This window comes from Curtobacterium sp. MCBA15_001, from assembly GCF_001864835.1.
Lineage (GTDB): Bacteria > Actinomycetota > Actinomycetes > Actinomycetales > Microbacteriaceae > Curtobacterium.
Genome location: NZ_MJGI01000021.1, coordinates 283,059 through 296,034 on the forward strand (window position 1 = coordinate 283,059; position 12,976 = coordinate 296,034).

Genomic DNA, 12,976 nt, shown 5'->3' on the forward strand with positions numbered 1-12,976 from the left:
GCTGCGCCGTAGGCTGACCGCGTGAGCGTCGACCGCACCCCTCGCGCCGAGCCGGCCTTCGCCCGCGCGGTCGCCAAGGCCCTCGGCGACGTCGGCACGGTGCTCGCTCTCGGTGCTCGCAGCGCCCGGTACGCGCCGGCCTCCGCGGATGTCCGCACCGTCGAGGCACCGGACGACGCCCCGCCCGCCGCAGACGAGGCCCTGCCGGCCGCGGACGGCGCCGTCGTGGCGTTCTGCGTGCAGGACTGGCCCGACCTCGAGCGAGGGCTCGCTGCGGTGCGCGCCGCGACGAGGGGGCCGGTCGCGGTGCTCACGCGGGACCCCGAGCGCATCGCCGCACACTGGCTGTCGGCGTACGCGCCCGAGGTCGTGGCCGCCGACGCTGCACGACACCCCGCGCTCGACCGCATCGCCGCAGCCCTCGGGGACGACGTCACGACGACCCGCCTGCCGGTGCCCTTCACGAGCGTCGAGGGCTTCGCCGAGGCCTACTACGCGCGGCCGGAGCGGCTGCTCGACGCCGACGTGCGGCGAGCAGACCCGGCCTGGGGACTGGTCGACGAGATGACAGCCCGGCGCGCGGTCGCCGCACTCCGCACGGCGCTGGAGTCCGGCGCCTGGGACGACCGTCACGGGCGGCTGCGCGTCCAGCCGACGTACGACGGCTCGGTGGTGCTCTTGACAACGGGTCGTACGCTGGAGTCGTGATCCACCGTTCCGAGGAGGTCGTCGGCTTCCACGCCGGCATCAGGGCCTGACGCCCCTGGCTGTGTCGTCCGACACGGCCGGACTCGTCGACCCCTGCTCAGACTCCCCGTCCGGCGTGGTGCCCGTGTGCGCCCCGGACGGCACCACAGAACGGCTCACACCATGCTGCCCATCAGCGAGACCACCATCCGCGCGTCCTTCGTCAACGCATCGCGCAAGGAGGTCAGCGACGTCACGATGCCGACCGACCTCGAGGCGGTCGTCTGGGACGACCTGGACTTCCTCGGCTGGCGCGACCCGAAGGCCGCTCGACGCGCGTACGCCGTCGTGCCCACCCTCGACGGAACCCTCGTCGGGATCCTGTTCCGCCAGGCCGAGGCCTCACCGCGTTCGCGGGCGCAGTGCTCGTGGTGCCAGGACGTCCGGCTGCCGAACGACGTCGTCTTCTACAGCGCCAAGCGCTCGGGTCCGGCGGGCCGCAAGGGCGACACCGTCGGCACCCTGGTGTGCCAGGACTTCCAGTGCTCGCGCAACGTCCGCAAGGCGCCGCCGCCCGCCTACGAGGGCTACGACGTCCAGGCAGCGCGGCTCCGGCGCATCGAGGACCTGCAGCTGCGGGCGGCCGGGTTCGCCGCGGAGGTCTAGACCCGCTGGATGTCGGACGGGAGGCCCGGTGCCAGCTGGCACCGGGCCTCCAGTCCGTCATCGGTGTGGACTACCGGCCGATGGTCGACATGTCGGGGTAGCGGTCGCCTGTCGGCGCCGGCAGCGCCGACAGGCGCGCGACCTGCTCCGCCGAGAGCGTCAGGTCGGTGGCCCCGACGTTCTCCTCGAGCCGGCTGACGCGCTTGGTGCCCGGGATCGGCACGATGTCGTCGCCTTGGGCGAGCAGCCACGCCAGCGCGACCTGCGCCGGGGTGCCGCCGACCTCGTCCGCGACGTGCTTGACCTCGTCGACGATCCGCATGTTCGACGCGAACGCCTCCTCCTGGAACCGGGGGTTCTGCGAGCGGAAGTCGTCGGCGTCCAGGTCGGACGGCTTCGTGATCGCACCCGTCAGGAACCCGCGGCCGAGCGGCGAGTAGGGCACCAGGCCGATGCCGAGCTCGCGCAGCGTGTCGAGCACCTCGCCCTCGGGGTCACGGGTCCACAGCGAGTACTCGCTCTGCAGCGCGGTGACCGGGTGCACGGCGTGGGCCTTGCGGATGGTCGCAGCGCTTGCCTCGGAGAGCCCGATGTGGCGGATCTTGCCCTCCTGGACGAACTCGGCGAGCTGGCCGACGACGTCCTCGATCGGGATCGCCGGGTCGACGCGGTGCTGGTAGAAGAGGTCGATGTGGTCGGTGCCGAGGCGGCGGAGCGAGCCCTCGAGCGCCTCGCGGACGGACTCCGGGGCGGAGCTGATGCCGCGCTCGGTGGGCGGCTCGGTCTCGCCGGCGGTGTGGTGGACCAGGCCGAACTTCGTCGCGACCACGACCTCGTCCCGACGACCCTGCAGGGCCCGGCCGAGCAGTTCCTCGTTCGTGTAGGGGCCGTACATCTCCGCGGTGTCGAACAGCGTGACGCCGAGGTCGATCGCGCGGTGGATGGTGCGCACCGACTCGTCGTCGTCCGATCCAGCGCCCGAGTAGAAGGCGCTCATCCCCATCGTCCCGAGTCCGAGGGCACCGACGTGGAGGTCACTGAGCTTGCGTGTCTGCATGGCTCCGGTCTACTCCGGCCGTGCCGTTTGGAGGGAGGCACCGGTCGTACCGGTCAGGTTCGGACGACGTTTGGTGCGGATCCTCCAAGGTCTCGGGGGCGAGCGCGGCACGTCTGGTCTGATCGGGTCCGTGAACCTGTACTTCCGCCTGCTCCTGCTGCGCCTGCGCACCCGACGGGCACGCCCGCTGTCGTTGTGGGACGAGGCCAGGACGCCGTTCCGGGTGACCCTGACCGACCTGGACCCCCTGCGGCACGTGAACAACGGCAAGTACCTGTCGATGCTCGACCTCGGGCGGATGGACCTGATGCTCCGGTCGGGGTTCTGGCAGTCGCTGACGGACCGCGGCTGGTACCCGGTCGTTGCCGCCCAGACGATCACGTACAAGCGGTCGCTGACGCTCGGGCAGCGCTTCGAGCTCGTCACGCGGGTGCTCGGCGTGGACGAACGGTCCGCCTACATGGAGCAGACCTTCACGCGCCGGGGCGCGGTCGTGGCGCGGGCCGTCGTGCAGGCGCGGTTCCTGCGCACGAGCGGTGGGACGGTGTCGACGGAGGAGCTCATGGAGGCCCTGGGTGGCGCTCCGGAGGACCGGACCCTGCCGGCGTGGGTGCACGACTGGGCCGGAGCCGTCCGCATCAGCTCGACGGCGGAGTAGCCCGCGGGGGTAGACAGGTCCGGTGAGCGAACCGACGAGCAGCAGCACCACCCGCCGAGGACTCATCGCCGGGGGCGTGGGGATCGGCATCGCGGGTGTCCTGGCCGCGTGCAGCGGCCCAGCACCCACGCCGTCCGGCTCGCCGTCGGCATCGGGACGACCGTCGGGAGGCCCGTCCGGCTCCCCGAGTGCGTCCGGCGGTCCGACGTCGTGGGATGCCCTGGCCGCGGCCACGTCGGGCAGGCTGCTGCGGTCCGGCTCGCAGGGCTGGGACAGCGCACGGGTGCTCGAGAACCCGCGGTACGACGACGCCGACCCACAGGGCATCCTCCGGGTCGCGAACACCGACGACGTCGCCGCGGGACTGGCCTTCGCGCGGAACACGAACACCCCGGTCGCCCTCCGGGCGGGCGGTCACTCGTACACGGGGTGGTCCGCCGGCGGCGCTCCGGGGACGGACGTCCCTCGGTCGCTCGTCATCAGCACGGCGGACCTCGACGGCATCCAGGTGTCGGGGGACTCCGTGACGGTCGGCCCGGGTGCCCAGCTCGCGGACGTGTACGCCGCGCTGGCGCAGGCTGGCCGCGCCATCGGAGCCGGGTCGTGCCCGACGGTGGGCATCGGCGGCCTGACGCTCGGCGGGGGCGTCGGCGTCCTCGTCCGCTCGTTCGGGCTCACGGCCGACCAACTCGCCGGCGTGACGATGGTGACGGCGGACGGCGCTGTGCACGAGACCTCGGCCTCGACGGACCCGGACCTGTTCTGGGCGAGCCGCGGGGGTGGCGGCGGGACCGTCGGTGTCGTGACCGCGATGACCTTCCGGACACAGCCCGCGCCCCGTGTCCTGCTCTTCACCATCGTCTTCCCGTTCTCGGCCGCCGCCGCGGTCGTCCGCGCCTGGCAGGCCTGGGCGCCGAAGGCCGACCCGAAGCTCTGGTCGACGCTGAAGCTGCTGGCCGGCACGCGACACAGTACTCCCACCGTCACGATCACCGGCACCTGGACCGGTGACAAGTCGGGAGCCGACACCTCCGTCGATGGTTTCATCGCGGCCGTCGGAGTGCAGCCGACGACACATACCGCAACCGACATGAGCTACGGCGAAGCGATGTCGCAGCTCGGCGGGAAGCCCGAGCGGGTCTCGCAGTCCGCGACCTCGTCGATCGGGACGGCCGCGTTGACCGACGCGCAGATCGACGTCCTGGTGCAGCAGGCGGCGGCAGCGGGGAAGGTCTCGGGGCTGCGCGAGGGCGGTGTCGCGCTCGATGCCCTGGGCGGTGTCGTCGCCGAGGTCGGGCGGACCGAGACGCCGTTCCCGTGGCGGTCGGCGCTCTGCACCGTGCAGTACACCGCGGTCTTCGCCGACGGCAGCGACCCGGCGCCCTACGACGACTACGTCCGCGGGTTCCGGCGGGCGATGCAGCCGGCGTGGGGCGACGCCGCGTACGCGAACTACTGCGATGCCGCGATCACCGATCCGTCCGCGTACTTCGACGTCAACACCTCGCGTCTGCACCGCATCGCCGAGCAGGCCGACCCCCACGGGGTGTTCGCCCAGCCGCACTGGGTCTGAGCGGGGCTGCGCGGCGCCGGCGGAGCGCGGCCGCGCGCGGCGCGGCCGGCTGGCGCGGTGTGCGTCCGCACAACGGAAAGCACGCGGCACCACGGGACTGCGTGGTGTCGCGTGCTTCCGGTTGCGCGAATCAGTCCGTCACGCGGGCCGGTCCCGCGCGGGGCCAGCCGGTCGGGCTGGTCAGCCGCGGCGGAAGTAGCCGTTCGAGGACGGCAGGAACATCAGGACGGTGGCGATGATCACGGCGATCAGGCCGATCGTGCCGAAGATGCTGAACGATGCGATGCCGAAGACGACTTGCAGGATCGCCAGGACGAGCAGCACGATGCGTGCCCAGTTCCGGCCGTCGCGCATCTTGAAGACGATGAACAGCTGAACCAGCGCGATGATGATCGCAACGACCGCACTCGCGATGACCAGGCCGCCGACGTTCTGCGCCTGGGCGTTCGCGCCGCCGCCGGAGAACAGCGCGATGACGCCGCTGATCAGCCCGAGCAGGACCGTGACGAGCCAGAGGACGTAGGAGACAGTGACCGTGGTCGGACGACCCGACCTCGACGATGTGCTCATGGTGTGTGTTCCCTTCGTGGTCCCTGTGGACCGGTTGCGGCAGAACGTAGTCCCGGCGAACCGCCCGCGTCCGCCCCGCCCTACGATGTGCGCATGGTGGCACCGGAGCTGGTCGTCGAGGACGTGGACGCCTGGCGCGACTGGCTGGTCGCGCACGAGGACGATCCCGACGGCGTGTGGCTCGTGCTCGCCAAGAAGGGCACCACGGAGCCGACGAGCCTGACCTACGCACAGGCGCTCGACGAGGCGCTGTGCTCCGGATGGATCGACGGGCAGAAGCGCGCCCGCGACATCGCGACGTTCCTGCAGCGCTTCACCCCGAGGCGTCGGGCCTCGCTGTGGTCCGAGCGGAACATCGGGCTGGTCGCCGCCCTCACCGACGCGGGGCGGATGCGCGACCGGGGACAGGCCGAGGTCGACCGGGCGAAGGCGGACGGTCGATGGGACCGTGCCTACGCGGGAGCGGCGACGGCGACCGTCCCCGACGACCTGCAGGCCGCGCTCGACGCCACTCCGACTGCGGCGGCGCTGTTCGTCGAGCTGGACGCCACGAACCGGTACGCCGTGCTGCACCGGGTGTTGACCGCGCCGAGCCCGACGGCGCGGACGAACCGGATCGCGAAGCTCGTGGGCATGCTCGAGCGCAGCGAGACGCCGTACCCGCGCCGGACGGGCTGACGGCGCTGAGGCGCTGGGGGACAGGTCACCACCTCGCGTTCGTGATCGCGGCGTAGAACCGGACCCATGACCAACTCCGACACCACGACCCGGCCCGCAGCGGCCTCCGGCACGTTCCGCATCGGCGGCGACCTCGAGGTGCACCGTCTGGGCTACGGCACCATGCAGCTCACCGGCCCCGGCGTCTGGGGACCGCCGAAGGACCACGACGAAGCCGTCCGCGTGCTCAAGCGCGCGGTCGAGCTGGGCGTGGACTTCTTCGACACCGCGGACAGCTACGGCCCCTACGTCGCCGAGGAGCTGCTGCACGAGGCGCTCCACCCCTACGGCGACGACATCGTGATCGCCACGAAGGCGGGTCTGACCCGCACCGGTCCGAACCAGTGGCCGCCGGTCGGCCGCCCGGAGTACCTGCGCCAGGAGGCCGAGATGAGCCTCCGCCGCCTGGGGCTCGAGCGCATCGACCTGTTCCAGCTGCACCGCATCGACCCGAAGGTCCCGCTCGAGGACCAGGTCGGCGAGCTGAAGAAGCTGCAGGACGAGGGCAAGATCCGGCACATCGGGCTGTCCGAGGTGTCGGTCGACGACGTCAAGGCCGCGCAGGAGATCGCGACGATCGTCTCGGTGCAGAACCTCTACAACCTGCAGAAGCGTGACGCCGAGGAGCTGCTCGACTGGTCCACCGAACAGGGCATCGGGTTCATCCCGTGGTTCCCGCTGGCCACCGGTGGGCTGACCGGCGACGACTCACCGCTGACCGAACTCGCCCAGCGCAAGGGTGCGACCCCGGCCCAGCTCGCACTGGCCTGGCTGCTCAAGCGGTCGCCGGTGATGCTGCCGATCCCCGGCACGTCGAGCGTCGACCACCTCGAGGACAACCTGGCGGGCGCGACGATCGAGCTCTCCGACGACGAGTTCGACGAACTCTCGAAGCTGGGGGAGTGACGCCCTCGGGATCTGCGATCGTCAGCAGTCCCCGGATCGCGTGATGACGAATCCGGTCCCCGATCCACCAGGATCGGGGACCGGATTCGTCAGCTCAGGAGACGATGGCCGCCATGGCCTGCGCGGTCGCCGCGCCGAGGTCCTCAGCCGGACGGCTGAGCAGCCCCTTCACCATGCGGGTGTCCTCATCGGCGAGCACCTCGAACGCGCCGGTCGCCGCGCCGTCCAGGGCCTGTGCCACGACGCGCTCGGGGCTGGTCTTCGGGACGTCGAACCGAGCACCCATCGCGGTGTCGATCATGCCGACGAGGACACCGGTCACCGTGGTCCCCTGGGCGGACAACTCGGTCCGCAGACCGTTCGTGGCCGACCACGCCGCCGCCTTCGAGGCTGCGTAGACCGTGGGGATCGGCGTCCATGCCGCAAGCGACAGGACCGTGAGCACCGCACCGCCGCCGTTGGCCGCGAGCACGGGTGCGAACGCCCCCGAGACACGGATCGTGCCGAAGACGTTGGTCTCGAACACCGCACGGAGGACGTCGTCCGGGGCGGCCGCGATGGAGCTGTCCGACGCCGGGGCGATCGCCGCGTTGTTCACGAGCAGGTCGACGTCGGTCGCCGCCCGCGCCGCTGCGGCGATCGACTCACCGTCCGTCAGGTCGAGGACGAGCGGCACGACGCGCTCGTCGTCCCACGCTCGTGGCGATCGGGCAGTCGCGTAGACCTTCCGCGCGCCGCGCTCGAGGGCCTGACGGACGAACTCCGCGCCGAGCCCTCCGTTCGCTCCGGTCACGAGGACGGTGCGGTCGTCGAGTCGCTCGGTCATGGTCACTCCTGTAGGTTGAGGGAAGAAGCGGGGATAGTCCCCGGATCAGTATGTGGGGAGTTACCCCACTTTGTCGAACCGATGCCCGATCCGGAGGGGACCCGTGAACCAGACCACTACGAAGCCCCTGCGCGCCGACGCGCGCCGCAACCGCGACGCGATCGTCGCCGCCGCCCGTCAGGTCTTCGAGCAGGACGGCATCTTCGCTGCCATCGACGGCATCGCCACCGCGGCCGGGGTGGGGAACGCCACGCTGTACCGGAACTTCCCGACGCGGGACGACCTGCTCGCCGCCGTCATGACCGAGAGCTTCGAGGCTGCACTGCGCGACGCCGAGGACCTCGATGCGCTGAGTCCGGACGACGCCCTGTCGGAGTGGATGTTCCGCGTGACATGGCAGCTCCGCATCTGGCAGAACCTGCCGACCTGCATCGCGAGCGCGATCGGTGACGACGAGTCTCCCGTCAGCATGGTCTGCACGGGCCTGACGGAGCGGACGGCGCAGTTCCTCGACCGGGCACGGACCGACGGCTCTGCGGTCGCGACGGTCACCGCCGAAGCGCTCTTCGAGCTGCTGACGACGCTGTCGTGGGGCGTCGACCGGTTCGGCGACGACCAGGACCGGGCACGCGCCCGGGTCCGGCTCGGCACCGCGGGACTCTTCCGGCCCTGACCGACGGCACGGGGACGACCCGGCCGGGTCGACGGACGCGCTGCATCACCCAACGACGCAGAAGGACTCGGCGGTGACGTGCACTCCGGTGCCGTCGCCGCCGATCTGCATCCGTCGGACCGCAGCGTCCGGCCCGACCGGCCACCGGCTGTCCGTGCCCATCGCCCGGTCGGCCGCGGTGTAGCCCGCGCGCTCCCACCCGGCGAGCACCCGGGGCGCGAGGTCCTGCGGCCGGACCGTCGGCAACAGGAGCACACCTGTCCACCGCGTCCCGCCGTCCGGGCACGTGCTCGTCACGAGCTCGACGACCGGTGCCAGAGCGGGCGCCGGGGTCGGTGACGTCAGGTCGTCGAGCGGCCCCGCCCACCGCACGGTGTCCTCCAGCAGCGCCTGCGTCCCGGCCTGCACCGCGGCAGCATCGAGCGTCGTCGTGTCCGCGGGGTGTGGGCCGTCCGCAGCGGGCCAGTCGGCCCAGGGGTCCGGGGTCGACGAGGTGGTGGGGCGAGGCTGCGCGTCGGCCTCGGGCGCGAGCGTCACGTCGGGACCCCCGCTGCCGCCGGACACCACCGCGACCGCGAGCATCGCCGCGACGATCGCCGAGGCGAGCCGCACGACGGGCACGTCGAGGCCCAGACCCCGTCGTTCGCACCGGACGACCACGACCACGACCGCCGCCAGCCCGAGCCCGGCGAGGGCGACGGGGAGCGGCCAGGGCGGCAACCCCGCGCCGGACGTCCACCAGAGCGCGGGGGTGGCGCAGGCCGCTGCCAGGGTGAGGGACGAGGCGGTGAGGAGCCGCGCCTCCAGGACGGTGACGTGCCGGACGGAACGGCGGCGCCGACGGTGGGTGCGGACTCCGTGCAGCGCGCACACCGCGGCGTTCACGACGACGCCGATGCGGCCGAACCCGATGCCGAAGAACTGGCCGGAGTCGTACCGCCCCCACTCGTCGTCCGCCGGCGTCGGGTACTGCCACCAGTCCGTCAGGTGGAGCTGGACCAGGAGTCCGCCGACCGCGCCGAGGAACACCAGCCACGACCACCACGGCCACCGGGCCACCCGGATCGCCGAGGCGGCGAAGAGCACCGCCGTCGGCAGCAGCACGAGCAGGGACAGACCGGCCAGGGTGTCGAACTGATCGGGCTGCATGCTGCGACGCTAGGGCGACGTCACCCGACCGTCGGTCCGGAGGTCGGGCGCTGTGTCCCGGGGCACACGCTCCTCAGCGCCGACGGAACAGGTCCGCGATCGCCCACGGGCCGGGCGCCAGCCGGACGGCTGCCTCGGCGCGGACGCGGTCCTCGAGCGCTCGGTCCCGGGTCAGCTCGGTGATCTCCGTCGTGCCGGTCCACCACATGACGGCCTGCCCCCACGCGGACCGGCGCGGCGCGGACCGCTGGGGGACGGAAGTCGGGACGGTGCCGGTGTCGTCGAGCATGGCCATCACGCTACGAACGCGCGGCCGGACGAGGGAGGCTCTGCCGGTACACGGCTCGGCACGGCTACCGTCGGGGGCATGCAGCGACGCACCCTGGCCAGCACCGGCCGCGAGTCCTCCGTCATCGGCCTCGGCACCTGGCAGTTCGGCGGTGACTGGGGTCCCGTGTCGGACCAGGACGCCTTCGCCGTGATGGACGCCTCGGCCGAGTCCGGTGTCACCCTGTTCGACACCGCCGACGTGTACGGCGACGGGGTCAGCGAGCAGCTGATCGGCCGCTGGCTCCGGGCGAACCCGGACTCCGGCGTGACCGTCACGACGAAGATGGGCCGTCGCGCCGAACAGGTGCCGTCGAACTACGTTGCCGCCGACTTCCGCGAGTGGGTCGACCGCTCGCGGCGCAACCTGCAGCAGGACACCCTCGACCTGGTCCAGCTGCACTGTCCGCCCACGCCCGTGTTCGAGGACGACGCGGTCTACGACGCCCTCGACGCCCTGGTCGCCGACCGGTCGATCGCGGCGTACGGCGTCAGCGTCGAGACGGCCGACCAGGCGCTCGAGGCGATCCGGCACCCCGGTGTCGCCAGCGTGCAGATCATCCTGAACGCGTTCCGGCTCAAGCCCCTCGACGCCGTGCTGCCCGCCGCGAAGCAGGCCGGTGTGGCCGTCCTCGCACGCGTCCCGCTCGCGTCCGGGCTGCTGTCCGGCAAGTACACGACCGACACCGAGTTCGCCGCAGGGGACCACCGCACCTACAACCGGCACGGCGAGGCCTTCCACCAGGGCGAGACGTTCAGCGGCGTGCCTTTCGAGGACGGCGTCCGCGCAGCGCAGGAGTTCGCCGCCGCACTGCCCGAGGGCGTCTCGGTCCCGCAGGCCGCGCTGGCGTGGATCGTCGCGCAGGACGGCGTCACCGCAGCGATCCCCGGCGCGAGGAACGCCGACCAGGCCCGGTCGAACGCGGCCGCCGGCTCGCTCGACCTGACCACGGTGCCCGGCCTGGACAGCACCGTGCACGAGCTCTACGACCGGTGGTTCCGCGCGACGGTGCACGAGCGCTGGTGAGCGCGCCCTGAGGGCGCTGGGACGTTGCTCACAGCAACGGCTCTCAGGGACCTCAGGGAGCGCGGCCCGTTCCCATCGATCGCACGGCCTGGACGCCCACCCGCGGGCCTACGGTGATCCCGCACCTGCAGGATCGTTCGGGAGGACCGCCATGCGTCCGCGTCACATCGTCACCGTCGCAGCACTGGCGGCCGCCCTGGTCGCGGTCCCGACCGTCGTCGTCCTCGCGACGCACCCGGGCGTCGCCAGCGACGCCGCCGCGACCGCCGCGGAGCAGGCCGCGCGGATCACCGCCGCACAGGTCCGCGAACTCCGACACACCCCGGACCAGGTGCTGACCGGCGTCGTCGGCGCGGACGTCAGCGGCGCGGTGCCGTTCGCCTACGCGGGAGACTCGATCACCGCGCGTCCGGGCTCGTGGCTGCGGCAGCTCGCCGCCGACGGCACCGACACCGGCGTGCGAGCGGTCGGCGGGTACGCGCACAGCGGGTACCGCACCGACCAGGTCATCGCCCGGATGCCCGTCGTGTCCGGAGCGGACGTGCTGGTCGTCGAACTCGGCACGAACGACGTGAACCAGGCCGTGGCGACCGACCGCATCGTGCGGAACATCGACACGCTCGTCGCCGCGCAGGACGCTCCGCACGTGCTGCTCGTCGCCGCGCCGCCGTCGAACCACACCAGCAGCCTGTGGGGTGTCGACCGCCGGACGGGCAACCGGGTGCTGGACGTGGCACTGGCGGCCGATGCGCAGGCGCACGGCTGGTCCTACACGGACCCGTTCGCCGCCGACCGCGAAGCCGACGACTCGTGGGTCCCCGGGACCACCAGCGACGGCATCCACCCGACGACCGCGGCGAACGTCGCCATCGCGAGGGAGTTCGCCTCCGCGATCCGGAGCGCCGCGGGCGTCTCCGACGGCTCCGGCGGCGCGGGCACCGGCACCGGGACCAGCACCGGCGACACGTCAGTCACCGAGGCGTCCGCCACGAACGGCTGACGCGCAGCGCCGGCCGAACGGCTGACGCTCAGCGGCTCGTGAGCACCTTCTGCGTGCCCGCGATGACCGCGGCGTCCTCGGCGAGCGCCACGAGCGGGTCGTGCATCCCGGTCGTCGCACCGACGGCCTTGCGCGCCGCGTACCCGACGTAGCTGCCGATCACCGCGCCGACGGCCCCGAGGACGGCGCCCTCGACCCGGCGGTCCCGCTTGCCCGTCGTGCCGATCGCCAGGCCGACGACGGCACCGGACAGCGCCCGACCGATCAGACCCGTGGCCGCGGTGCGGTTCGGCGTCATCGGCAGCTTGTCGCCGATCAGCTCCCCGACTGCCGCGACGACGAGCAGCCCGCGGCCGAGGTCGGACCGGAACACGGCCCAGTCCTGCCACGACCCGGACAGCTGCGGGCGGTCCCGGTTCAGTGCCAGCATCGCGAGCGGGGTCGCGCTGCGGCCGCCGGTCAGGATCCCGAGCAGCAGTGCCTTCGTCCCGGTGTGCTTGGTGTGCTTCGCCATCGTGTGTCGCTCCTCGTGTGTTCTGTCGCCGACGCTACGCGCCCGCCTCGGCACCAGCTGGAGGGTGTACCACTGTGCGCGTGCATGTGGGCGTGATCGACGAAGCAGGACGGCTCCGGCTGCTCGGTGCGGCGGTGGCCGGCGCCGCGTTCTCGGTCGTGCTCGTGATGCTGCTGCTGTCGTCCTGGACCGCCGCGACGACCGGGGTGCTGGTGTCCGTGGGCATCCCGACCGCGGTCGTCGGCGGAGCCGTCGGCGTGTGGACGACCCTGCGCTCGTGGCGGCTCGAGGGCGGCTACGCGCGGGCGACGCTGGCGCAGCGGTGGGTCTCCGACGGCGAGGTCCCGGCCGAGGTACCCGCCACCGAGTGGATCCCGCTCGTGCAGGCCCAGGCGGAACGGCAGCTCGCCGGCTGGGGCAAGATCGTGCTCTGCGTGTTCTGGATCCCCATGACGTGGTCGATGCGGGCCCAGCACGGCATGCTCATCACCCTGCTGCTGATCGGCCTGTGGGTGGGCCTCGGGCTGTGGAGCGCCGTCGTCGTCATCCCACGAGCCCGGGCAGCTGCGGCGATGCTCAGGCGCCCGTTCACCGCCTGAGCCGGATCGCGGGGCCCCGGCCGTGTA

16 protein-coding genes are annotated in these 12,976 nt (G+C 72.5%); 10 read left to right on the forward strand and 6 right to left on the reverse strand.

All coding sequences use genetic code 11. The features are described from left to right. Positions 1-21: 21 nt before the first annotated feature. Both BIU90_RS07820 and BIU90_RS07825 read left to right on the forward strand, forming a co-directional pair. Positions 22-708, forward strand: coding sequence for an SAM-dependent methyltransferase (locus BIU90_RS07820; RefSeq protein ID WP_083403786.1), 687 nt, complete (start codon positions 22-24; stop codon positions 706-708). 162 nt (positions 709-870) lie between these two features. Continuing rightward, positions 871-1,353, forward strand: coding sequence for an FBP domain-containing protein (locus BIU90_RS07825; protein WP_071299650.1), 483 nt, complete (start codon positions 871-873; stop codon positions 1,351-1,353). 70 nt (positions 1,354-1,423) lie between these two features. On the opposite strand, the gene BIU90_RS07830 is transcribed toward BIU90_RS07825, so the two are convergent. Then, positions 1,424-2,410 carry an aldo/keto reductase gene (locus BIU90_RS07830; protein WP_071299651.1) on the reverse strand — a complete coding sequence of 329 codons (987 nt, stop codon included), beginning with the start codon at positions 2,408-2,410 and terminating at the stop codon, positions 1,424-1,426. Between the two features lie 130 nt (positions 2,411-2,540). Between BIU90_RS07830 and BIU90_RS07835 the strand changes: the two genes are divergently transcribed. Together BIU90_RS07835 and BIU90_RS07840 are read left to right on the forward strand one after the other, a co-directional pair. Next, the gene (locus BIU90_RS07835; RefSeq protein WP_071299791.1) at positions 2,541-3,068 is read left to right on the forward strand and encodes an acyl-CoA thioesterase; all 528 of its coding nucleotides are present in this window, start codon (positions 2,541-2,543) and stop codon (positions 3,066-3,068) included. Positions 3,069-3,090: 22 nt separating this feature from the next. Beyond that, positions 3,091-4,641: an FAD-binding oxidoreductase gene (locus BIU90_RS07840; RefSeq protein ID WP_071299652.1), complete on the forward strand. Its 1,551-nt coding sequence runs from the start codon at positions 3,091-3,093 to the stop codon at positions 4,639-4,641. Positions 4,642-4,821: 180 nt separating this feature from the next. Here the strand turns inward: BIU90_RS07840 and BIU90_RS07845 are convergent, their stop codons facing one another. After that, positions 4,822-5,211, reverse strand: a complete 390-nt coding sequence (locus BIU90_RS07845; RefSeq protein WP_071299653.1) for a hypothetical protein — start codon at positions 5,209-5,211, stop codon at positions 4,822-4,824. Positions 5,212-5,304: 93 nt separating this feature from the next. Here BIU90_RS07845 and BIU90_RS07850 point away from each other — a divergent pair, with 93 nt between their 5' ends. Both BIU90_RS07850 and BIU90_RS07855 read left to right on the forward strand, forming a co-directional pair. Then, a complete protein-coding gene (locus tag BIU90_RS07850) occupies positions 5,305-5,889 on the forward strand; it encodes a YdeI family protein (protein ID WP_071299654.1) in 585 nt (194 codons plus the stop codon). A 66-nt stretch (positions 5,890-5,955) separates the two neighbouring features. Further along, positions 5,956-6,834, forward strand: coding sequence for an aldo/keto reductase (locus BIU90_RS07855; RefSeq protein WP_071299655.1), 879 nt, complete (start codon positions 5,956-5,958; stop codon positions 6,832-6,834). A 94-nt stretch (positions 6,835-6,928) separates the two neighbouring features. Here the strand turns inward: BIU90_RS07855 and BIU90_RS07860 are convergent, their stop codons facing one another. After that, positions 6,929-7,660 carry an SDR family oxidoreductase gene (locus BIU90_RS07860; protein WP_071299656.1) on the reverse strand — a complete coding sequence of 244 codons (732 nt, stop codon included), beginning with the start codon at positions 7,658-7,660 and terminating at the stop codon, positions 6,929-6,931. Between the two features lie 103 nt (positions 7,661-7,763). On the opposite strand from BIU90_RS07860, the gene BIU90_RS07865 reads away from it, so the two are divergent. Beyond that, positions 7,764-8,333 (forward strand): TetR/AcrR family transcriptional regulator, encoded by a 570-nt coding sequence (locus BIU90_RS07865; protein WP_071299657.1) that lies wholly within the window; start codon positions 7,764-7,766, stop codon positions 8,331-8,333. 45 nt (positions 8,334-8,378) lie between these two features. On the opposite strand, the gene BIU90_RS07870 is transcribed toward BIU90_RS07865, so the two are convergent. Both BIU90_RS07870 and BIU90_RS07875 read right to left on the reverse strand, forming a co-directional pair. Continuing rightward, a complete protein-coding gene (locus tag BIU90_RS07870; protein ID WP_071299658.1) occupies positions 8,379-9,482 on the reverse strand; it encodes a hypothetical protein in 1,104 nt (367 codons plus the stop codon). A 73-nt stretch (positions 9,483-9,555) separates the two neighbouring features. Next, on the reverse strand, positions 9,556-9,771 hold the full coding sequence (locus BIU90_RS07875) for a hypothetical protein (protein WP_139195170.1): 216 nt from the start codon (positions 9,769-9,771) through the stop codon (positions 9,556-9,558). 78 nt (positions 9,772-9,849) lie between these two features. On the opposite strand from BIU90_RS07875, the gene BIU90_RS07880 reads away from it, so the two are divergent. Then, positions 9,850-10,836, forward strand: coding sequence for an aldo/keto reductase (locus tag BIU90_RS07880; protein ID WP_071299660.1), 987 nt, complete (start codon positions 9,850-9,852; stop codon positions 10,834-10,836). Positions 10,837-10,987: 151 nt separating this feature from the next. Further along, the gene (locus BIU90_RS07885; RefSeq protein WP_071299661.1) at positions 10,988-11,836 is read left to right on the forward strand and encodes an SGNH/GDSL hydrolase family protein; all 849 of its coding nucleotides are present in this window, start codon (positions 10,988-10,990) and stop codon (positions 11,834-11,836) included. Positions 11,837-11,864: 28 nt separating this feature from the next. On the opposite strand, the gene BIU90_RS07890 is transcribed toward BIU90_RS07885, so the two are convergent. Continuing rightward, entirely contained in the window at positions 11,865-12,350 is a 486-nt protein-coding gene (locus tag BIU90_RS07890) for a DUF4126 family protein (RefSeq protein WP_071299662.1), read from the reverse strand. Between the two features lie 92 nt (positions 12,351-12,442). Here BIU90_RS07890 and BIU90_RS07895 point away from each other — a divergent pair, with 92 nt between their 5' ends. Beyond that, positions 12,443-12,949, forward strand: coding sequence for a hypothetical protein (locus BIU90_RS07895; protein WP_139195171.1), 507 nt, complete (start codon positions 12,443-12,445; stop codon positions 12,947-12,949). Positions 12,950-12,976 lie beyond the last annotated feature (27 nt).